This is a genomic window from Pseudomonas sp. CFBP13528 (assembly GCF_005233615.1).
GTDB classification, from domain to species: domain Bacteria; phylum Pseudomonadota; class Gammaproteobacteria; order Pseudomonadales; family Pseudomonadaceae; genus Aquipseudomonas; species Aquipseudomonas fluorescens_AM.
Genome location: NZ_QGAJ01000006.1, coordinates 207,623 through 227,634 on the forward strand (window position 1 = coordinate 207,623; position 20,012 = coordinate 227,634).

17 protein-coding genes are annotated in these 20,012 nt (G+C 62.9%); 10 read left to right on the forward strand and 7 right to left on the reverse strand.

Going from position 1 to position 20,012, the window contains the following annotated elements; all coding sequences use genetic code 11:
• Positions 1-5 precede the first annotated feature (5 nt).
• Complete coding sequence (locus tag PspCFBP13528_RS14725; protein WP_065952084.1) at positions 6-1,094, forward strand: endonuclease/exonuclease/phosphatase family protein; 1,089 nt, start codon at positions 6-8, stop codon at positions 1,092-1,094.
• Between the two features lie 297 nt (positions 1,095-1,391).
• Here the strand turns inward: PspCFBP13528_RS14725 and hrpB are convergent, their stop codons facing one another.
• On the reverse strand, positions 1,392-3,899 hold the full coding sequence (hrpB, locus tag PspCFBP13528_RS14730) for an ATP-dependent helicase HrpB (RefSeq protein WP_137200479.1): 2,508 nt from the start codon (positions 3,897-3,899) through the stop codon (positions 1,392-1,394).
• Between the two features lie 166 nt (positions 3,900-4,065).
• On the opposite strand from hrpB, the gene PspCFBP13528_RS14735 reads away from it, so the two are divergent.
• Both PspCFBP13528_RS14735 and PspCFBP13528_RS14740 read left to right on the forward strand, forming a co-directional pair.
• On the forward strand, positions 4,066-4,485 hold the full coding sequence (locus tag PspCFBP13528_RS14735) for a polyribonucleotide nucleotidyltransferase (RefSeq protein WP_065952082.1): 420 nt from the start codon (positions 4,066-4,068) through the stop codon (positions 4,483-4,485).
• A 9-nt stretch (positions 4,486-4,494) separates the two neighbouring features.
• Positions 4,495-5,373: a cation diffusion facilitator family transporter gene (locus PspCFBP13528_RS14740; RefSeq protein ID WP_065952081.1), complete on the forward strand. Its 879-nt coding sequence runs from the start codon at positions 4,495-4,497 to the stop codon at positions 5,371-5,373.
• A 69-nt stretch (positions 5,374-5,442) separates the two neighbouring features.
• On the opposite strand, the gene PspCFBP13528_RS14745 is transcribed toward PspCFBP13528_RS14740, so the two are convergent.
• Positions 5,443-6,459, reverse strand: a complete 1,017-nt coding sequence (locus tag PspCFBP13528_RS14745) for a DUF6515 family protein (RefSeq protein ID WP_137200480.1) — start codon at positions 6,457-6,459, stop codon at positions 5,443-5,445.
• A 417-nt stretch (positions 6,460-6,876) separates the two neighbouring features.
• Between PspCFBP13528_RS14745 and PspCFBP13528_RS14750 the strand changes: the two genes are divergently transcribed.
• On the forward strand, positions 6,877-7,356 hold the full coding sequence (locus tag PspCFBP13528_RS14750; RefSeq protein ID WP_003194418.1) for an Lrp/AsnC family transcriptional regulator: 480 nt from the start codon (positions 6,877-6,879) through the stop codon (positions 7,354-7,356).
• A gap of 219 nt (positions 7,357-7,575) precedes the next feature.
• Positions 7,576-7,785, forward strand: coding sequence for a DUF2788 domain-containing protein (locus tag PspCFBP13528_RS14760; RefSeq protein WP_032884769.1), 210 nt, complete (start codon positions 7,576-7,578; stop codon positions 7,783-7,785).
• Here PspCFBP13528_RS14760 and PspCFBP13528_RS14765 read toward each other — a convergent pair.
• From PspCFBP13528_RS14765 to PspCFBP13528_RS14780, 4 genes are all read right to left on the reverse strand, one after another.
• Positions 7,780-8,415, reverse strand: coding sequence for a pseudouridine synthase (locus PspCFBP13528_RS14765; protein WP_065952079.1), 636 nt, complete (start codon positions 8,413-8,415; stop codon positions 7,780-7,782). The genes PspCFBP13528_RS14760 and PspCFBP13528_RS14765 overlap by 6 nt on opposite strands.
• A gap of 71 nt (positions 8,416-8,486) precedes the next feature.
• Positions 8,487-9,959 (reverse strand): AMP nucleosidase, encoded by a 1,473-nt coding sequence (gene amn, locus PspCFBP13528_RS14770; protein ID WP_162515428.1) that lies wholly within the window; start codon positions 9,957-9,959, stop codon positions 8,487-8,489.
• A gap of 186 nt (positions 9,960-10,145) precedes the next feature.
• On the reverse strand, positions 10,146-11,798 hold the full coding sequence (locus PspCFBP13528_RS14775) for an acyl-CoA dehydrogenase family protein (RefSeq protein ID WP_137200482.1): 1,653 nt from the start codon (positions 11,796-11,798) through the stop codon (positions 10,146-10,148).
• Between the two features lie 67 nt (positions 11,799-11,865).
• A complete protein-coding gene (locus tag PspCFBP13528_RS14780) occupies positions 11,866-14,265 on the reverse strand; it encodes a hybrid sensor histidine kinase/response regulator (RefSeq protein ID WP_065952077.1) in 2,400 nt (799 codons plus the stop codon).
• A 277-nt stretch (positions 14,266-14,542) separates the two neighbouring features.
• On the opposite strand from PspCFBP13528_RS14780, the gene PspCFBP13528_RS14785 reads away from it, so the two are divergent.
• The 4 genes from PspCFBP13528_RS14785 to PspCFBP13528_RS14800 all read left to right on the forward strand — a co-directional run bounded on the left by PspCFBP13528_RS14785 (position 14,543) and on the right by PspCFBP13528_RS14800 (position 18,067).
• A complete protein-coding gene (locus tag PspCFBP13528_RS14785; RefSeq protein ID WP_065952076.1) occupies positions 14,543-15,340 on the forward strand; it encodes a hydroxymethylpyrimidine/phosphomethylpyrimidine kinase in 798 nt (265 codons plus the stop codon).
• Between the two features lie 18 nt (positions 15,341-15,358).
• A complete protein-coding gene (gene thiE / locus PspCFBP13528_RS14790) occupies positions 15,359-15,982 on the forward strand; it encodes a thiamine phosphate synthase (protein ID WP_065952075.1) in 624 nt (207 codons plus the stop codon).
• Between the two features lie 19 nt (positions 15,983-16,001).
• A complete protein-coding gene (hemL, locus tag PspCFBP13528_RS14795) occupies positions 16,002-17,285 on the forward strand; it encodes a glutamate-1-semialdehyde 2,1-aminomutase (protein ID WP_065952074.1) in 1,284 nt (427 codons plus the stop codon).
• A 227-nt stretch (positions 17,286-17,512) separates the two neighbouring features.
• On the forward strand, positions 17,513-18,067 hold the full coding sequence (locus tag PspCFBP13528_RS14800) for a tetratricopeptide repeat protein (protein ID WP_065886862.1): 555 nt from the start codon (positions 17,513-17,515) through the stop codon (positions 18,065-18,067).
• 21 nt (positions 18,068-18,088) lie between these two features.
• Here the strand turns inward: PspCFBP13528_RS14800 and PspCFBP13528_RS14805 are convergent, their stop codons facing one another.
• Positions 18,089-18,415 (reverse strand): DUF1820 family protein, encoded by a 327-nt coding sequence (locus tag PspCFBP13528_RS14805; protein ID WP_003194436.1) that lies wholly within the window; start codon positions 18,413-18,415, stop codon positions 18,089-18,091.
• A gap of 131 nt (positions 18,416-18,546) precedes the next feature.
• On the opposite strand from PspCFBP13528_RS14805, the gene miaB reads away from it, so the two are divergent.
• Positions 18,547-19,875: a tRNA (N6-isopentenyl adenosine(37)-C2)-methylthiotransferase MiaB gene (gene miaB / locus PspCFBP13528_RS14810; protein ID WP_065952073.1), complete on the forward strand. Its 1,329-nt coding sequence runs from the start codon at positions 18,547-18,549 to the stop codon at positions 19,873-19,875.
• The last annotated feature ends 137 nt before the right edge of the window (positions 19,876-20,012 follow it).

Sequence of the window (20,012 nt, forward strand, 5' to 3'; positions counted from 1 at the left end):
AGCCGATGACCCGTTTATTGCGCATCACCGTGTTGAGCCTGCTACTGATTGCAGGCCTGTTGGCGGCACTGATCTACAGCCTGACCTGGCGCCCGGCCGACAAGGAGATCCTGCCGGTCAGTTGCGTGGCGCCGCGTGCGCCGACCCTGCTGCCGGGGCAGGCGCTCAAGGTGATGACCTGGAACGTGCAGTACCTGGCCGGCAAGAACTACGTGTTCTGGTACGACACCCCCGACGGCAGCGGCCCGGATGAACGGCCCACGGTTGAAGACATGGCCTTCAGCCTCGATGAAGTGGCGCGGGTGATCCGCGACGAACAGCCCGACATCCTGCTGTTGCAGGAAATCGACGAAGGCGCCAAGCCCTCCCATTACCAGGATCAGCTCGCGCTGTTGCAGGAGCGGCTGGTCGACCTTTACCCGTGCAGCACCCAGGCATTCGACTGGAAAGCCGATTTTGTGCCCAGCCTGCCCATCTTCGGCAGCGTCGGGCGCAAGCTGGCCACCCTCAGCCGCTACCAGATCGAGCACGCCGAGCGCCTGCAACTGCCCACGGCGGATGCCAACTTCATCAGCCGCCAGTTCCAGCCCAGGCCCGCCTTGTTGCTGACGTACCTGCCACTGAGCGACGGTGGCCAATTGGCGGTGCTCAACACACGCCTGGACGGCGGCATGCCTGGGCGCAGTGCGGTGCAGGAGCAGGTGAAGGCCACCGCGAAGTTACTGGATAAACTGGAAGGCCGTGGCACGCCCTGGTTGATCGGCGGGGATTTCAATCTGCTGCCGCTGGGCCAATTCCTGCGCCTGGATGCGCAAAAACGCGGCCAGTATTCGCCGGACAGTGAGTTGCACCTGTTGTGGGACAAATACCCGATGATCCCGAGCAACAGTGAATCCAGTGGCATCGACCGCAAGCAATGGCTGACGCACTTTCCCAATGACCCAAGCCTCGAGGGGCCGGATCGTACGCTCGACTACCTGTTCTACAGCGCACGGATCAAGCGGGTCGAGGCCAAGGTCAGGCAGGAAGACACCTTGCGCATCTCCAACCATTTACCGGTCATCGCCCGCTTCCTGCTGCCCGCCGCGCAATAAAATGTGGGGCTTGCTCCCGATGGCAGTGTGTCAGTCAGTACAGCTGTTACTGGTACACCGCTATCGGGGGCAAGCCCCCTCCCACAGGGGATTTCCAGGGTGGCTACTTTCGGGGTTTGATCCTGGCGGTCGCTTCGGCCACCAGGGGGTCATCCGGCCAGTAATGCTTGGCTGCCCGCCGCGCAATAAAATGTGGGAGGGGGCTTGCCCCCGATGGCAGTGTGTCAGTCAGTACAGCTGTTACTGGTACACCGCTATCGGGGGCAAGCCCCCTCCCACAGGGGATTTCCATGGCGGCTACTTTCGGGGTTTGATCCTGGCGGTCGCTTCGGCCACCAGGGGGTCATCCGGCCAGTAATGCTTGGGGTAACGCCCCTTCAAATCCTTCTTCACCTCGGCATAGGTACTGCGCCAGAAGTTAGCCAAGTCCTGCGTCACCTGCACCGGCCGCCGCGCAGGCGACAGCAGGTGCAACTTGACCACTTGGCGCCCGCCGGCAATGCGTGGCGTATCCGCCAGCCCGAACAACTCCTGCAAGCGCACCGCCAGGATCGGCGGGTGTTCGCTGTAGTCCAGGCGCACTGATGAACCCGACGGCACTTTCACATGCTGCGGCGCCAGTTCTTCCAGGCGCTGGGGCAGCGGCCAGGGCAGCAGGTTATGCAGGTAGCTGGAAATATCCAGGTTGGCGAAATGGCTCAGGCGCGAGACTTTGCCCAGGTAGGGCATCAGCCAGTGTTCCAGGCCGGCAAGCAAAGCGCTGTCGCTGACGTCGGGCCATTCGCTGGTTTTGCCGGCCTCCAGCTGGCGCAGCAACAGCACGCGCGCCTGCCATTGGCGCAGTTCCGGGGTCCAGGGCAACAGCTCCAGGCCTTTGCGCCGCACCAGGTTGACCAGCGCCTGACTGCGGGCGGCCTCGTCAAGACCGGTGAGTGGTTCACGGCTGAGCACCAGTTCACCGACTTTGCGTTGGCGTTCGGCGCGCAGCACGCCTTCGCGCTCGTCCCAATCGAGTTGGTCGACGTTGCGCACTTGCTCGGCAAGCACCGTGTCGAACAGCGCCGGGTCGAAATCCGCCGCCAGGTAGATGCGTTCTTCGCGCTGGCCCTGACGGCTGCCCAGGTCGGCGATCACCAGCCAGGCTTGTTTCATCAAGCTGTCGGCTTCGGCAAACAGCGCGGCGCGCCCATTGGCCAAACGGTATTCGGCGCCACCGGGACGACGCTGTTGGGCGACGCGGTCCGGATAGGCCAACGCCAGCAGGGCGCCGAGCCAGCGAGGGTGGTCGGGTTCGGCCACCGGCTGGGTGGCCTTGCCTCTCAGATAGCCGCGATATTGCCGCGCCAACTGCCTGGCCCGCTGTACCCCGCCCTGGGTACCACGGGCTCGCTCTTCACCGGACAACAGCGCCAGGCGACTGTGCAAGTCGGCACCGCCGCCGCGCAGGATATCGCGCTCGCCCAACAAGGCGGCGACGTCACACGCCATGGCCGCAAGCCCCAGGTCCTGCCCGCGCAACAGCAAATGGGCGATACGCGGGTGGGCCGGCAATTCGGCCATTTTCTGGCCGTGGGCGGTGAGCTTGTCCTTATTCAACGCGCCCAGGCGCACCAGCAAATCCTGGGCCTGAGCGTAAGCGGCGGTCGGTGGCACATCGAGCCACACCAGTTGTGCGGGCGTGACGCCCCAGCGCGCCAATTGCAAGGCCAGGCCGGCGAGGTCGGCGGCGAGAATTTCCGCACTGCCGTAGGCGGCCAGCCCGTCATGCTGGTCCTCGGACCACAAGCGATAACACACCCCCGGCTCCAGGCGCCCTGCCCGGCCGGCACGCTGGGTGGCGCTGGCGCGGGAAATACGTTGGGTGTCGAGCCGAGTCATGCCGCTGCCGGGGTCGAAACGCGGCACCCGCGCCAGCCCGGCGTCGATCACCACGCGCACGCCGTTGATGGTCAGGCTGGTCTCGGCAATGTTGGTAGCCAGCACCACTTTGCGTTGACCGGCGGGCGCAGGGTCGATGGCGGCGCGTTGGGCATTGAGGTCGAGCTCACCGTGCAGCGGGCACAGCAGCACGTTGGGCTGATGACCCAAGGCGTCGGACAGTTGCTGATGGACCCGGCGAATCTCCGCCTGCCCCGGCAGGAACACCAGCACGCTGCCGGACTCGTCATGCAGGGCTTCAAGGATCGTGTTCACCACCCGCGGCTCGATGAATTCCCCAGCCTGGTACGGCCGCCCCCAGCGCATCTGCACCGGGTACATGCGCCCTTCGCTGCGCAGGATCGGCGCATCATCCAGCAGGCCGGCCAGGCGCTCGCCTTCGAGGGTGGCGGACATCAGCAGGATTTTCAGCGGTTGGTCATCGCGAAACAGGTCGCGGCCGTTGAGGCTCAGGGCCAGCGCCAGGTCGGCATCGAGGCTGCGCTCATGAAATTCGTCGAAGATCAGCAGGCCCACGCCGTCCAGCGCCGGGTCGTCCTGCAGGCGACGGGTGAGGATGCCTTCGGTGACCACTTCGATACGCGTGTTGGGGCCAACTTTGCTGTCGAGGCGGATGCGGTAGCCAACGGTCTCACCGACCTTTTCACCCAACTCGCTGGCCAGGCGTTCGGCAGCAGCGCGCGCGGCCAGGCGCCGGGGTTCGAGCATCAGGATGGTTTGCCCGGCGAGCCAGGGCTCATTCAACAAGGCCAGGGGCACGCGCGTGGTTTTACCGGCGCCGGGCGGCGCTTCCAGCACGGCTTCATGGCGAATCGCCAAGGCGTCACGCAGGGCGGGTAAAACATCATCAATCGGCAACGAATTCATACTGGCTCCAAAGCAGAGCGGCGAGTATAACGGCGAACTGCCGGAGGCTGACGCGGGTCTCAAAAACACCCACTGTCTGGACTGTGAATGCAGTCGAGTGTGGGAGCATCGGCGTCTGGCAGAACTGGCTTATAGTCACCCTTAAATATGTTCAGGAGACTTTTTCATGCGTATCGCTTCCCGTGTCATCGGCGGCGTCTTGGCCGTCACGCTGCTGAGCCAACTCACCGCCTGCGGTTCGATTTTCTACCCGGATCGGCGCGGCCAGATCGACGGCAAGATCGACCCGGCGATTGCCGTGCTCGATGCAGTCGGCCTGCTGTTCTACGTGATCCCGGGCCTGATCGCGTTCGGCGTCGACTTCGCCACGGGGGCGATCTACTTCGAACCGGGCAAGACCGCCCAGGTCGCGCCGGAAAAACTGCACGAAGCCATCGGCGCCGACGGCAAGGTCGATAACGCCAAGCTGCAAAGCATCATCCAGACGGAAACCGGCCGCACCTTGCCGCTGGACGACCCGCGCCTGATCCAGTTCAAGGGCAGCGTGCACCAACTGGCGTCCCTGGGCCTGCAACCCGCCGCATAAGGACAGTTCATGACCAGCAGTCCCGAACACGCCAGGCTTCTGCGCCTGGCCACCCGCGCCTCGGTGGGCGTGGCCTGTGTGTTGATCGTCACCAAGGCCATCGCCTGGTGGTTCAGTGGTTCGGTGGCCATGCTCGCCGGGTTGACCGACTCGCTGCTCGATGGCGTGACCTCGCTGCTCAACCTGCTGGCGGTGCACTACGCCCTGCGCCCTGCCGATGATGATCACCGTTACGGTCACGGCAAGGCGGAGTCCCTGTCGGGCATGGCCCAGGCGCTGTTTATCGGCGCCAGTGCAGTGTTGATCGCCCTCCAGGCCTATCAACGCCTGCAGCACCCTGAACCCGTGGGCGCGCCCTGGCTGAGCATTGGCGTGATCGTGTTCTCACTGGTGCTGACCGTAGCGTTGTTGATGCTGCAACACCGGGTGATCCGCGAAACCGGCTCCAACGCCGTGCGCGCCGATTCGCTGCATTACCGCTCCGACCTGATGCTCAACGGCAGCATCCTGGTGGCCTTGGTGCTCGCCGGTTTCGGCTGGCATCAGGTGGACGCCTGGTTCGGCCTGGGGATCGCCGCTTACATCCTGTGGAGCGCCATTCAGATCGCCCGGGAAAGCTTTGCCGTGCTGATGGACGAGGAGCTGCCGGCCGATATCAGCCAGCACATGCTGGACCTGGCCCGTGGCGTACCCGGCGTACTGGGTGCCCATGACTTGCGCACGCGGGTGTCGGGCAACCACTGGTTCGTGCAGTTGCACCTGGAGCTGCCGGGAGAATTGACGTTGTCCGTGGCCCACGGCATCAGCGACCAGGCCGCCGACGCCATTCACCGAGCCTACCCGAAGGCCGAAGTGCTGGTGCATGCGGATCCTGCGGATCAGCTATAAGTCTCAAGCTGCAAGCTGCAAGCCTCAAGCCTCAAGCCTCAAGCTTGTAGCTTGTAGCTTAAAACCCTACTACTGAACCTGATAACCACGACTGCTCAAGCAGTTACCCTGGGCCTGGCGGTAGGTTTGCACCACCGCCGGGTCGGGGGCGTAGGTAGCGGTCTGCGGGTCAAAGCCGCTTTGCTGCGCGGCCCAGCGATAACAGTCGTAACCGTCCTGCTGTACCTGAGCCGGGGATTGCCCGTTGGCAGGATAGGCCACCACGTTATAGCCATTGCCTTGTGGCGCAGGCTGAGGCGCCGGCACCTGCGCCGGCGGTTCCACTACCACGTATTGCTGGGTGTTCTGTTCGTAGGCGTAGTAGGCGCCAGCCGCGAGGAACAATAGCGAACCGCCCACCCAGACTTCACGGGCGTAGTCCGGCAAATACTGCACCCGGATGCCATACGGTGGCCTTACCACCACATAACGAGGGCCTTGTGGACGGTACCAGTAACCGCCGGAGAAAAAGTAATCCTGGCCGCGATACGGCACACGGTAATTGCGCTCCGGGAAACGGTCGACGATATAGCCGGGGCGATACTGCGGGCCCGGGCCCCAGCCGTTGCCATGCCCATCGGGGCGGCCAGGCCAGCGGTTATCCCAGCGGTTATCACTGGGATGTCCATTGTAGCCGGGGCGCGAACCGGGACCGCCGGCCTCCCAGTGCCGGTTGTCGTCGTTACGCCGGGGAATGTCGCGGTAGTAACCCTGGCGCGGCTCCTGGGTCTGGCGCACGGTATCGGGCCGGCCCTGGATCGGCAGGTTACTGGATGGCTGCGGCTGCGGTCGCCCCGGTTCATTGACCGGCGGGCGCCCTTGCCATTGGCCGCCGCCATTGTGGCCGCCGCGATCAACCTGCGGGGCCTGCGGGCGTGGCTGATTGTTTTCCGGGCGACCTCCCCCCTCAGGCCCCCGCTCATGCTGGCCACCGCCCTGCGGCCGCGGCCCTTGGCCCGGTGAGTTATCGCGCTCGTCGCCCATTACCTGCGTGCCGACGCTGACCACCAGCAAACCAACACCTGCCATACGCCAGATGCGCTTCATGCTTTTCCTCACTGCGGGTTAGGGCTTGTTCATGAGACTGGGAAAGCCTCGCCCGGTTCTGAGACAGGTTATCAGTCACGAGCACTATTTTCTTGAACGCAAAAGAAAAGGGGTGACCCGTCGGCCACCCCTTGAGAATTTCGTCCTGGCTCAACGCTTTTGACGTTGGCTCACCTCACGCCGTCTGGTGGACAGTGTGCAGCCTGGAGGCCGGCTCAACCCTGCTGGGGTGGCGGCCGCAGCGCGCCTGATTGGGCGGGCTGCAGTGGACTGTTGTCCAGGCGGTGATTCTGTTGATAACGATACAGGCACACGTCCGACGGATGATTGCGAAGATTGCGTCAATAAACAGTGCTTGCGCAATTTTTAACCCTTCATGGATAATTCACCGCAATAGTTACGACAAAGGCCAACCCAATGAGCAAGCTTGACCGATACGACCTGAGTATTTTGGCGGAATTGCAGCGTGACGCGCGGATCTCCAACCAGGAGCTGGCCGAGCGTATCGGCCTGTCGCCTTCGCCCTGCTCGCGCCGGGTCAAGCAATTGGAAGACGATGGCTACATCGCCCGGCAGGTCGCGTTGCTCGACCGCAAGATGCTCGGCCTGAGCCTGACCGCCTATGTGCTGATCGGCATGGACCGGCATACGCCGGAACGTTTCGAGAATTTCGAAGCGGCCATCCGTACCTTGCCCCAGGTACTGGAATGCAGCCTGGTGACCGGGATGGACGCCGACTATCAGTTGAAGGTGGTGGTGCCGGACATGGATCACTACCAGAAGCTGCTGCTGGGGCACCTGACCCGGATTGAAGGCGTGACCAGCGTGCGTTCCAGCTTTGTGTTGAACCAGGTGCTCAACAGCACCGAACTGCCATTGACCCACCTGCGTACCTGAGAACAACGAAGTTCGAGGGGCTTGCTTGTTGTAGGAGCGAGCTTGCCCGCGAAAAACTCACAGGCGCCGCGTTCATTCAGAAAGCACGCGGTATCGTTGACGTTTTTCGCGAGCAAGCTCGCTCCTACATTTGGATTGTGTTTCGACCCAGGTCAATGTGTGTCTGTGACGCTGCCGTATACTTCCCGCCTGCCTTTGTAGGAAGCGCCCATGAACAACATCGATCCCGCCCTGTTCGAAGAATGGATGATGACCGGCCTGGTCACTGTCCTGATTATTTTCATGGGTTTTATCGTCTGGGACCTGGCGAAGAAATCCAAGGCCGGGCGCTTTGGCTCGTTCATCCTGTTTTTCGTGCTGGGCCTGGGCGTAGCGGCGTTCATCATCAAAAGCGTGGTGATCGGCCTGATCGAGTCCGGCGCCTTATAAACGCGCCGGTACTGCCCTCCACTGGCCCTGATCAAGGCCTTCGATAGACCAGTCGCCTATACGCACCCGCACCAGGCGCAACGTCGGCAAGCCCACGGCCGCAGTCATGCGTCGCACCTGGCGATTGCGCCCTTCACGTATCACCAATTCCAACCAATGCGTGGGCACGCTTTTGCGAAAGCGCACGGGCGGGTTGCGCGGCCATAATTCGGGCTCGTCCAACTGCCGGGCCTCAGCGGGCAAGGTCATGCCGTCGTTAAGCTCCACGCCCTCGCGCAGACGTTGCAGTTGTTCTTCGGTCGGTTCGCCTTCGACTTGCACCCAGTAGGTTTTCGCCAGCTTGTGTCTGGGGTCGGCAATGCGCGCCTGCAACTGGCCGTCGTTGGTCAACAGCAACAGGCCTTCGCTGTCACGGTCCAGGCGGCCGGCCGGGTAGATACCGGGGATATCGATAAAATCCTTGAGGGTCGCGCGCCCGCCGTCGTCACTGAACTGGGTCAGCACATCGAAAGGCTTGTTGAACAGGATCAGCTTTGGCTCGGCCGGCGGCGCCTTGGCGACACGGCGCGGGCCTGCATGCGGGGGTTTCACGCCGGGGCGGCGTGCATCGGGACGGGTGGGACGGGACATGGCAAAGGAACATCTAACGGTCAGGACTCACAATGCTAGTGGCCTGACCGCTAAATGACCATCCCAACCGCTTAGCGGAACGGCGGCTCGTCGAAGCTGCGCAGTTTGCGCGAGTGCAGCGAGTTGAGTTCGGTGCGCAGCAGGTCGACGGCTTCGATGCCAATCTTCAAGTGCTGGCTGACGGCGCGCTCGTAGAACGCGTTGGCCGAACCCGGCAACTTGATCTCGCTGTGCAGCGGTTTGTCCGACACACACAACAACGTGCCATACGGCACACGCAGACGGTAACCCTGGGCGGCGATGGTGCCGCTTTCCATGTCCACCGCCACGGCGCGGGACAGGTTGATCAGCGGTCGTTCCTGGGCCCAGCGCAGTTCCCAGTTGCGATCGTCGTAGGTCAATACGGTGCCGGTGCGCAGGCGTTTTTTCAGCTCTTCGCCTTTTTCGCCGGTGACGTGCGCCGCCGCTTGCTGAAGCGCCAGTTGCACCTCGGCCAGGGCCGGGATCGGGATGTTCGGCGGTACCACGCGGTCGAGAATCCCGTCGCGGCGCATATAGGCGTGGGCCAGTACGTAGTCGCCGATGGTCTGGGATTGGCGCAGCCCGCCGCAGTGCCCGATCATCAGCCAGCAGTGCGGGCGCAGCACGGCCAGGTGGTCGGTGATGTTCTTGGCGTTGGACGGGCCCACGCCGATATTCACCAGGGTCACGCCATGGCCGTCAGTGGCCTGCAGGTGATAGGCCGGCATCTGGTAGCGGTGCCAGACCACACCGGCAGCAATCGCCGAGGCTTCGCCGTGGTCCATGCTCTTGTCGATCACTACGTTGCCCGGCAGCACCATGCGGATAAAGCGAGGGTCACTGCGCAGTTGCTCCAGGCCATGCAGGATGAACTGGTCAACGTAGCGATGGTAGTTGGTCAACAGAATCCACGGTTGCACATGGCGCCAGTCGCTGCCGGTGTAGTGCACCAGGCGGCGCAGGGAGAAGTCCACACGCGCCGCGTCGAACAGGGCCAGGGGCAGCGGGTCGGTGTTTTCCCAGTCATAGAGACCGTCGGCGATGCCATCGGTGGCGGCGGACAAGTCGGTGCTGGGGAACACGCGGGCGAGCGTCGCGGCGGTCACGCCGGAACCGGCCAGTTCGTCGCCCTGCTCCACCACGTACGGGTACGGAATGTTCTGCTGGCTGACGCCCACTTCCACCGTCACAGTGAAGTCGTGCATCAGCGGCACCAGTTGCTCCAGCAGGTACTTACGGAACGCAGCCGGATGGGTGACGGTAACGCTGTAGGTCCCCGGCAATTGCACCTTGGCATAGGCCCGGGTGGTCTGTGGGACTTCGCCGTGGCAGTGGTAGGTCAGGCGCAGTTCCGGGTAGCGAAACAGCGCGCGTTGCTCGGCGTCGGGTTCGACGCGGTCCTTGAGGTATTGCTTGAGGGCTTGATTGAGCGCGCCAGTCGCACGCTCATGCAGGGCCGCCAGCCGATCCACGGCTTCTTCAGCGGTTTGAACGACAACAAAAGCTTCGGTCACGGTAAGCATCCTGTGTTCTGGACTTGCAGGCCTTTATCTTGCCTGTATCCAGGCTCCACTGAAACAGTCGGATTGGAATGCTGTTGATAATGTGGGAGGGGGCTTGCCGCCGATGGCTGAGTATCAGCCACCAGATGCAGTGGCTGACACACTGCTATCGGGGGCAAGCCCCCTCCCACACTTGACCGCGTTCATTCAAGGAAATGGCGGGGTTGAACGGGCTACAAGCGCTTCCACATCCACCCCTCGCGGCAAGGCGCCGTAGACCCGGCCCGATGACTCACCCAACCGACTGGCCACAAACCCATCGCTGACCGCCGCATTGCCGGCCTCCAGCAACAACTTGGCCTGCAACGCCAGGGCGATATCCTCGGTGAGCTGACGGGCGCGGTATTGGATATCCTGGGTGTCCATGAACGCTGACTTCAACCGCTCGATATGGCGCGCCAGTCGGGGGTCGCCATGCCCGTCGCCCAGCTCGACAAACAACGCTTCCAACACACCGGGTTCCTTGGACAATGCCCGCAGCACGTCCAGGCATTGCACGTTGCCGGAACCTTCCCACGTCGAATTCACCGGTGCCTCACGGTACAGACGCGGCAGGATGCTGTCCTCGACATAGCCGGCGCCGCCCATGCATTCGGCGGCTTCATTGATCATCGCCGGCGCCCGTTTGCAGATCCAATACTTGCCCACCGCCGTCACCAGCCGGGCGAATTTGGCCTCCCGTTCATCGTCCAAGTGATCCAGCGCGCGGCCCATGCGCAGGCTCAAGGCCAACGCCGCCTCACTTTCCAGGGCCAGGTCGGCGAGCACGTTCTGCATCAGCGGCTGTTCGCTCAGCACGCGGCCGCCGACCGAGCGATGGGCGCAGTGATGGCTGGCCTGGGTCAATGCCTGGCGCATCAGCGCGCTGGAGCCGACCATGCAATCGAAGCGGGTCATGGCGACCATCTCGATGATGGTCGGCACACCGCGCCCCTCTTCACCGATCATCCAGGCCAGGGCGCCGCGAAACTCCACCTCACTGGAGGCATTGGAGCAGTTGCCGAGTTTGTTTTTCAACCGCTGGATGTAGAACTCGTTGCGCGTGTCATCCGGGCGATGCCGGGGCAGCAGGAAACAGGTCAGGCCCTTGTCGGTCTGGGCCAGGGTGAGGAACCCGTCACACATCGGCGCCGAGCAGAACCATTTGTGGCCGACCAGTTCATAGGCCTGCCCCGGACCGCCCGCGCCCACCGGGTAGGCGCGGGTGGTGTTGGCGCGCACGTCGGTGCCGCCCTGTTTTTCGGTCATGGCCATGCCGATTGTGGCGCCGTCTTTGTGGGCAATGCCGATGTTGCGCGGGTCGTATTGGGTCGAGAGGATCTTCGGCAGCCAGATGTCCGCCAGGTCTGGCTGCAACTGCAGGGCCGGGACGCAGGCGAAGGTCATGGTCAGCGGGCAGCCGCTGCCGGCTTCGGCCTGGGTGTGCAAATAGGTCATGGCCGCGCGCGCCACGTGGGCGCCGGATTGCGGATGGGCCCACGGCAGCGAGGGCAGGCCGTGTTCGACGGCGGTGCGCATCAGTTCGTGGTAGGCGGGGTGAAACTCCACCAGGTCAATCCGGTGACCATAACGGTCATGGCTGCTGAACACCGGCTTGTTCTGATTGGCCAGGAAGCCGGCCTCCATCAGCGGCCCGCCGGCCAATGCACCATAGGCATCGATACGCGATTCGGCCCAGCCGGCGCCAAAGCGACGCGACCACTCTTGCAGGGGCAGATCGATGCGATACAGGTTGGTGCCGTCCAGGGACGGTGGCTGGTTGGTGACGTCGTGGGTTTCGGCAAACCGGTGCAGGTTCATGACGGGCCTCCTGGAAAAAGACCACGTGATATCGAGGCCTGATTTTCAGTTAAGCACGTCTGCGAGGTTAAAAAAGTGGCATACGTGCCGAACTCTCGGCGCTTTCGCCCTCTGGCGGACACAGTACGAGACGCTCCAACACGGCCTGCAACGCCTCGAACCGTACCGGCTTGGCCAAGTGCTCGCTCATGCCGATGCCATGGCAGCGCTCGCGGTCTGTGACATTAGGTGCAGTGCTCATGCCGATCACCGCCAACTCACCGCAGCCCGGCAAGGCACGAATCTGACAGCACAACGAGAAGCCGCCCTCAGGCACATCCAGCACCACCGCATCAAACCTGTTCTCATGCAAAGCCGTCAGTGCAGCCGGACCACCATCCACGGCTTTGACCCGGTAACCCAGTTTGAGCAGCATGCCCCGCACCGCCAGTTGCACCACACTGTTGTCGTCCACCAGCAGCACCGTGCAATCCTGCGGCGCGCGTTGCACAGGGAGCGACTGCCCGGCCGGCTTGGGCGCAGGCGGCATCGGCTTGACGTCCACTTCCAGTTGGAAGCGACTGCCCCGGCGTGGTTCCGAATGATGGGTGAGACGCCCGCCCACCAGCTCGATCAACTGTCGGCAAATCGCCAGGCCGATGCCCAGCCCGCCGTATTCACGGGTCATCGAACCGTCGAGCTGGAAGAAGCGCTGGTACAGCGTGGCTTCGTCGAGGAAGGCGAAGCCGATACCGGTGTCGGTCACGATAAAGCTCAGGTGCAAGCTGCCATCGGCTTGGGGGATGCCCACCACACGCAAGCGCACCGCGCCGTGGTGGGTGAACTTGAAGGCGTTGTCCAGCAGGCAATCCAGGCACTGGATCAGTTTGTCGGCGTCGCCGATCACGCGGTCCGGCACCGCATCGGCGACGTCAATGGAAAACTCCAGGCCCTTGGCCTGGGCACTGGGAATGAACTGTTGGCGCAAGGTTTCAAGCGCGCCGCGCAGGCCGAACGCCTGGGGTCGAGCAACCAGGCGGCCGGCCTGCAATTCCGTCAGGGTGAGAATGCCATTGACCATGCGCATCATGTCCCGCGCCGAACCGGCGGCGGTTTGCTGGTACTGCGCCAGGTCGTCGCCCAGGGATTCGGTTTGCATCAGTTCAAGGGAGCCGATCACGCCGTTCATCGGCGTGCGTAACTCATGGGTCAAGGTGGCGAGGAATTCATCCTTGAGCCGGTTGCTGCGGGCCAGTTGCTGGTTGAGCACTTCGAGCTTCTGGCTGGCGTCGAACAGGATCTGCGCCTGCTGCTCGCGCATACCGTTGATGCGGTCGGCCAGGGCCAGGGACAGCAGCGCGACTTCAATGGCCGAGCCGATCTGGCTGGCATACATCGTGAGGAATACGTTGGGCAAGTAGCCCAGCACCATCAGCGTATTGACCACGCCTCCGAGCAAAAACGCCGACCAGGCGATGATGAAATACCGCGCCATGCGCTGGCCGCAATACCAGGCTTTGATCGCGGTCACGAAGATGGTTACGGTGAATACCAATGCCAGGCCGGTGGCCAGACGCAGGGCCACCGCGTAGCTGGTCAGCAGCGCCAGCGCCATGACCAGCCCGCCGCAGGCCGCCAGCGCCAGCAGGATGCGGTCGAGCCAGCGGCTGTGCTGCGCGGTGTGCAGGAAACTGCGCGCGAACAGGCTGCCGAACAAGGCGGCCGCGCCGATCAGAAACGGCACCGCCGCATTCGCCCACCATGGATTGTTCGGCCAGAAGTATTCCACGGCCACGCCGTTGACCGACAGTTGATACAGGCCGAACGAGGCAATGTAGAGAATGTAATAGAGGTAGCTGGTGTCGCGCACGCTCAAATAAATGAACAGGTTGTAAATCAGCATGCCCAGCAACACGCCGTAGATCGCGCCCAGCACATACAAGCGCAGCGGCTGCTCTTCCATATAGGCGGTGCCCGCCCACAGGGTCAATGGCGCCTGGATCGAGCCCTGGCTTTGCAAGCGCAGGTAGACCGTCTGCCGCTGGTCGGGCACGAAGTTGAGCTTGAACAGGTAGTTGCTCTGTCGCACCTCGCGGCTGGAAAACGCTAACGCGCTGCCGGTGCGGGTGGTGAGGCGGTAATTGCCGGTGCCGTCGTTCTGGTACAGATCCAGGCGATTGAGCGGCGGGTAAGCCAGTTCCAGAAACCAGGTACGCGGGGAGCGTGGGTCAACGGCGGTGTAATGAAGGTTGACCTTCAGCCAGAACACCGAGTGCGAATACCCGGCATTGAGGGTGGGCTTGTCATGGGTCCTGAATTGGGCGGCGTAGGCAGGAGAGCTGACGTCGGCGATGGTGAGGGCGCCGGTTGGGTCTTCGAGCACTTGCATGACCCGGCCCAATGGCAGGCTTCGGGTGCTCTGATTGAACTCGACGGCGCCCGCCAGCAGCGGCAGCCCGCACAATAATAAAATCAGCAAATAGCGCATAGAGCCCCAGCGTGGCCTGACCGGTTATGGCAAAAAGCTCCCCCATTCCTTTTGAGAAGACGTACACCGGCAATACAGTAAGTTGTCTGGATCCACTCTAGCATAGCCGGTAAAGGCCATTGGACACCATTGGAACTATTTTTCGGATGGCCCTGGGACGAGGCTTTCAGCGCATTTGATGACAATTGTCAGCCAAACGAAACGTCTCGGCGCAGCGCAACATTCAGCTATCGCCGGACAGCCACGCAAAAAGCGTTTGGTGGTAAGCTCGCGCACCATGAATATCTACAGCTCTCGCCCCGTTGTTCTCTGTCTCTCCGGCCATGATCCCAGTGGTGGCGCCGGCTTGCAGGCGGATATCGAAGCCCTGCTCGCCCAGGGCTGCCACGCCGCTACGGCCGTCACCGCGCTGACCGTGCAGAACACCGTCAATGTCAGTGACTTTCGTGTGCTCGACCGCGAGTGGGTGCTGGCCCAGGCCAACGCCGTGCTCGGCGACTCCGAAGTCGCGGCGGTCAAGCTGGGCATGCTGGGTTCCACCGCCATGGTCGACACCGTGGTCGAACTGCTGCAGGCGCACCCGCACCTGCCGGTGGTGTGCGACCCGGTGCTGCGTGCCGGCGGCGGTGGCAGCCTGGGCAAGGATGAGGTCGGCTATGCGATGCGCGAGCGGCTGTTGCCCCTGGCGCTGATCGCCACGCCCAACCTGCCCGAGGCACGCATGCTCGCCGAACTGCCTGACGGCAGCGCCGACGAATGCGCCGAGAAGCTGCTGCCCTACATCAAGCACCTGCTGATCACCGGCGGCCACGGCGATGAGCACGAAGTGCACAATCGCCTGTACAGCCGCGACGGCAGCCGTCATACCTATACGTGCCAGCGTTTGCCCGGCAGCTATCACGGCTCGGGATGCACGCTGGCCAGCACCCTTGCCGGGCGAATCGCCCAGGGTGAAGGGTTGGTGAGCGCCGTGCAGTCGGCACTCGACTACACCTGGCGCACCCTGCGTGACGCCGAACGACTCGGTCAGGGCCAGTTCGTGCCTCGCCGTCTGCCGCTGGATTTCTGCTCTTAATACCGAGAGGCCTGCCCGATGAAACTACGTGGCCTTTACGCCATTACCGACAGCCAACTGTTGGCCGGCAAATTCCTCGTCTACGTCGAAGCGGCGTTGGACGGCGGCGTGACGTTGTTGCAGTACCGCGACAAAAGCAGCGACGAAGCGCGCCGCCTGCGAGAGGCGGAAAAGCTGCGGGAGCTGTGCTCGCGCTACAAGACCCAATTGATCATCAACGATGACGCCGAACTGGCCGCGCGCCTGGGCGTGGGCGTGCACCTGGGGCAGACCGACGGCCCGCTGACCCCGGCCCGGGCGCTGCTCGGTTCCAAAGCGATCATCGGCGCCACCTGCCATAGCCAGATCGAACTGGCCGAACAGGCCGCGAAGGAAGGCGCCAGTTACGTCGCCTTCGGTCGCTTCTTCAATTCCACGACCAAACCCGGCGCCCCGGCCGCCACCGTTGACATGCTGGCCGAGGCGCGCAAACGCCTGCACCTGCCCATTTGCGTGATCGGCGGCGTCACCCTGGAAAACGCCGAACCGCTGGTGGCCCACGGGGCCGACCTGCTCGCCGTGGTGCACGGCCTGTTCGGCGCCGACAGCCCCCAGGAAGTCACGCGCCGTGCCCGTGCTTTCAATGCCCTTCTCAAGATTTGATTTCAGAGAGACTTCCACCATGTCCCGTTCCGAAACGCTGTTTGCCAATGCCCAGAAACACATCCCCGGCGGTGTGAACTCCCCCGTGCGTGCGTTCAAGAGCGTGGGCGGCACGCCTCTGTTCTTCAAACATGCCGAAGGCGCCTATGTCACCGACGAAGATGACAAGCGCTACGTCGACTACGTCGGCTCCTGGGGCCCGATGATCCTCGGTCACAGCCACCCGGACGTGCTGGACGCCGTTCGCCAGCAGCTGCAGCACGGTTTGTCCTACGGTGCCCCCACCGCGATGGAAACCGAGATGGCCGACCTGGTCTGCTCGATCGTGCCGTCGATGGAAATGGTGCGCATGGTCAGCTCCGGCACCGAAGCCACCATGAGCGCAATCCGCCTGGCCCGAGGCTTCACCGGTCGCGACAGCATCATCAAGTTCGAAGGTTGCTACCACGGCCACTCCGACAGCCTGTTGGTAAAAGCCGGTTCCGGCGCGCTGACCCAGGGCGTACCGAGTTCGGCCGGCGTGCCGGCGGCCTTCGCCAAACACACCCTGACCCTGCCGTTCAACGACATCGCTGCCGTCGAGCAGATGCTCGCTGACGTCGGCCAGGACGTGGCCTGCATCATCGTCGAGCCGGTCGCCGGCAACATGAATTGCGTCCCGCCGGCCCCAGGCTTTCTCGAAGGTCTGCGCGAGCAGTGCGACAAGCACGGCGTGGTGCTGATTTTTGACGAGGTGATGACCGGTTTCCGCGTCGCCCTCGGTGGCGCCCAGGCGCACTACGGCGTCACGCCGGACCTGAGCACCTTCGGCAAGATCATCGGCGGCGGCATGCCGGTGGGCTGCTTCGGCGGCAAGCGCGAGATCATGCAGCACATCGCCCCGCTGGGCCCGGTCTACCAGGCCGGCACGCTGTCGGGTAACCCGCTGGCGATGGCGGCCGGCCTGACCACCCTGCGCCTGATCAGCCGTCCGGGCTTCCATGCCGAGCTGACCGACTACACCACCCGCCTGCTGGACGGCCTGCAGGTGCGCGCCGATGCCGCCGGTATCCCGTTCGTCACCACGCAAGCCGGCGGCATGTTCGGCCTGTACTTCAGCGGCGCCGACGACATCGTTACCTTTGATGACGTCATGGGCAGCGATGCCGACCTGTTCAAGCGCTTCTTCCACCTGATGCTCGAAGGCGGCGTGTACCTGGCACCGAGTGCCTTCGAAGCCGGCTTCACGTCGATCGCCCATGGCGAAGCCGAGCTGAAGCTGACCCTGGATGCGGCCGAGCGCGCCTTCGCGGCCCTGAAATAAGGGATGGCAATCATCTGACGCTGCCCGTGTCGGCGTCAGATTTGCTACTTTGCCTACAGAGATTTCCCGGTTTTTTCGAGAATTTCCCTGCAATCCGGCAGATAACTTGCCCAAGCAGCAGAAAAACGAGTAAAGACTTTGTAAGCAGAGGCCTGCTTATTTCATAATGCGCGCTTATTGGACTCCACCGAGGGTCCGCGCGCCCCGTCAGAGGTAAGTCGATTCCCATGAAACGCACCGGCCGCACCCTGGTTCTGGGCTGCCTGTTGCTCCTTCAGCCGCTGCTGGCGCATGCACAAGCAGGCGGCAACTCGTTGTTAATCCCAGCGATGGGTCGTTGCACCCTTAATACCCAGCCCGACACCCAGGCCGAAGCCCTGAGCGCGTGCCAGAAACAGGCTGACGAAGGGGATGCGCAAGCGCAATACGAGTTGGGCGAGTACTTCCACGACAGTAAAAACCCGGCCGTCGACCTCAACAAAGCGTTGAGCTACTTCGAAAAAGCTTCGCTGCAGGGCCACGCCCAGGCGCAATTCCAGCTCGGCAACATGTTCTTCCGTGGCGAAGGTGTGCCGGCCAATAACGTCCAGGCCTACATCGTGTTGAAAATGGCGGCAGTCAATGGCGCCGAAGACGCGCTGGACACTGCCGACGAAGTGGCCGAGCACATGCAGCGCGATGAACTGGAAGTGGCAACTCAAGTGCTGGGGCAGATCTTCCGCAATTACCTGCAGGAATTGCAGAGCGCCGATGGGCGTTCGCCCTTTTCACCCCTACCCTGAATCTTCAGTGGCATTGAAAGCCTACTTCTCCGGCATCGGCATCGGAAACGGCATCACATTGCTGGTGCCCCGCGCCTCGCTGATCTTCGGCGTGCCGAGGCGCTCGACTTCATCGATGCGCACGATCGAATGCATCGGCACAAAGCTGCGCACCACGCCTTCGAACTGGGCCTTGAGCTTTTCTTCGCCCGGGTCGACGACCAATTGGGTCCGCTCGCCAAAGACGAACTCTTCCACCTCCAGAAAGCCCCACAGATCACTTTGATAGATCTGCTTGGCGTACATTTCGAACACCTGGCCCTGGTTGAGGAAAATCACCTTGTAGATTGGAGCTTCACGTTTGGTCATGGCGGGCGAGCAACACATCGCGGATATAAAAGAGGGCGCGAACTATAGCATGGCACCCGATGCACAGCGCTAGGAACCAATGGGCATGCCCCCTATAATGCGCGGTTCTTTACCACCAGTTGACGATACCCATGGCCAAGAAGCTTTACATCGAAACCCACGGTTGCCAGATGAACGAGTACGACAGCTCGCGCATGGTCGATCTGCTGGGCGAACACCAGGCCCTGGAAGTCACCGCCCGCGCCGAAGATGCCGACGTGATCCTGCTCAATACCTGCTCGATCCGCGAGCGGGCCCAGGACCGTGTGTACTCGCAGCTGGGCCGCTGGCGCGAATTGAAGCTGGCCAACCCGGACATGGTGATCGCCGTCGGCGGTTGCGTGGCCAGCCAGGAAGGCGCCGCGATCCGCGACCGCGCACCCTATGTCGACGTGGTCTTCGGCCCGCAAACCCTGCACCGCCTGCCGGAAATGATCGACGCCGCGCGCCTCACCAAGCTGCCGCAAGTGGACGTGTCGTTTCCCGAAATCGAGAAATTCGACCATTTGCCCGAGCCGCGCATCGACGGGCCAAGCGCCTACGTGTCGGTGATGGAAGGCTGCAGCAAGTACTGCACCTTCTGTGTGGTGCCCTACACCCGTGGCGAAGAAGTCAGCCGGCCGTTTGACGATGTGCTGTCGGAAATCATCCATTTGGCCGAAAACGGCGTGCGTGAAGTCACCCTGCTGGGCCAGAACGTCAACGGTTACCGTGGCCAGACCGACGATGGGCGCCTGGCTGACCTGGCGGAGTTGATCCGCGTGGTTGCCGCCGTCGATGGCATCGAGCGCATCCGCTACACCACTTCGCACCCGCTGGAGTTTTCCGACAGCCTGATCCAGGCCCATGCCGACGTGCCGGAGCTGGTCAAACACCTGCATCTGCCCGTGCAGTCGGGCTCGGACCGCATCCTGTCGGCCATGAAACGCAACCACACGGCCCTGGAGTACAAATCCAAGCTGCGCAAATTGCGCGCCGCAGTGCCAGGCATCTGCATCAGCTCGGACTTTATCGTCGGTTTCCCTGGCGAAACCGAGAAAGACTTCGAGCAGACCATGAAGCTGATCGAGGACGTCGGCTTCGACTTCTCCTACTCGTTTGTCTACAGCCAGCGCCCGGGCACCCCAGCGGCCGACCTGCCGGACGACACCCCGGAAGCCTTGAAAAAAGAACGCTTGAATGCGCTGCAACATCGGCTGAATCAGCAGGGTTTCGAGATCAGCCGACAAATGGTCGGTTCGATCCAGCGCATCCTGGTGACCGATTACTCGAAAAAGGACCCCGGCGAATTGCAGGGTCGCACCGAGAACAACCGCATCGTCAACTTCCGCTGCGACAACCCGACCTTGATCGGCCAGTTTGCCGATGTACACATCGATGCGGCGCAACCGCACTCGTTGCGCGGTTCGCTGATCAACTGACGACCCCGGCTGCCAAGGCAAGTGCAGAACTGGTGTGAGAGGGGCTTGCCCCCGATTGGGGTGTCTGAGTACCAAATGTGCCGGCTGACACTCCGCCATCGGGGGCAAGCCCCCTCCCACATTGAATCCATGCAACA

Bases quoted from the DNA above. Each gene is read 5' to 3' on its own strand.
- PspCFBP13528_RS14725 (WP_065952084.1), top strand. From the start codon at position 6: ATGACCCGTTTATTGCGCATCACCGTGTTGAGCCTGCTACTGATTGCA.
- hrpB (WP_137200479.1), bottom strand. From the start codon at position 3,899: ATGAATTCGTTGCCGATTGATGATGTTTTACCCGCCCTGCGTGACGCC.
- PspCFBP13528_RS14735 (WP_065952082.1), top strand. From the start codon at position 4,066: ATGCGTATCGCTTCCCGTGTCATCGGCGGCGTCTTGGCCGTCACGCTG.
- PspCFBP13528_RS14740 (WP_065952081.1), top strand. From the start codon at position 4,495: ATGACCAGCAGTCCCGAACACGCCAGGCTTCTGCGCCTGGCCACCCGC.
- PspCFBP13528_RS14745 (WP_137200480.1), bottom strand. From the start codon at position 6,459: ATGAAGCGCATCTGGCGTATGGCAGGTGTTGGTTTGCTGGTGGTCAGC.
- PspCFBP13528_RS14750 (WP_003194418.1), top strand. From the start codon at position 6,877: ATGAGCAAGCTTGACCGATACGACCTGAGTATTTTGGCGGAATTGCAG.
- PspCFBP13528_RS14765 (WP_065952079.1), bottom strand. From the start codon at position 8,415: ATGTCCCGTCCCACCCGTCCCGATGCACGCCGCCCCGGCGTGAAACCC.
- amn (WP_162515428.1), bottom strand. From the start codon at position 9,959: ATGCTTACCGTGACCGAAGCTTTTGTTGTCGTTCAAACCGCTGAAGAA.
- PspCFBP13528_RS14775 (WP_137200482.1), bottom strand. From the start codon at position 11,798: ATGAACCTGCACCGGTTTGCCGAAACCCACGACGTCACCAACCAGCCA.
- PspCFBP13528_RS14780 (WP_065952077.1), bottom strand. From the start codon at position 14,265: ATGCGCTATTTGCTGATTTTATTATTGTGCGGGCTGCCGCTGCTGGCG.
- PspCFBP13528_RS14785 (WP_065952076.1), top strand. From the start codon at position 14,543: ATGAATATCTACAGCTCTCGCCCCGTTGTTCTCTGTCTCTCCGGCCAT.
- thiE (WP_065952075.1), top strand. From the start codon at position 15,359: ATGAAACTACGTGGCCTTTACGCCATTACCGACAGCCAACTGTTGGCC.
- hemL (WP_065952074.1), top strand. From the start codon at position 16,002: ATGTCCCGTTCCGAAACGCTGTTTGCCAATGCCCAGAAACACATCCCC.
- PspCFBP13528_RS14800 (WP_065886862.1), top strand. From the start codon at position 17,513: ATGAAACGCACCGGCCGCACCCTGGTTCTGGGCTGCCTGTTGCTCCTT.
- PspCFBP13528_RS14805 (WP_003194436.1), bottom strand. From the start codon at position 18,415: ATGACCAAACGTGAAGCTCCAATCTACAAGGTGATTTTCCTCAACCAG.
- miaB (WP_065952073.1), top strand. From the start codon at position 18,547: ATGGCCAAGAAGCTTTACATCGAAACCCACGGTTGCCAGATGAACGAG.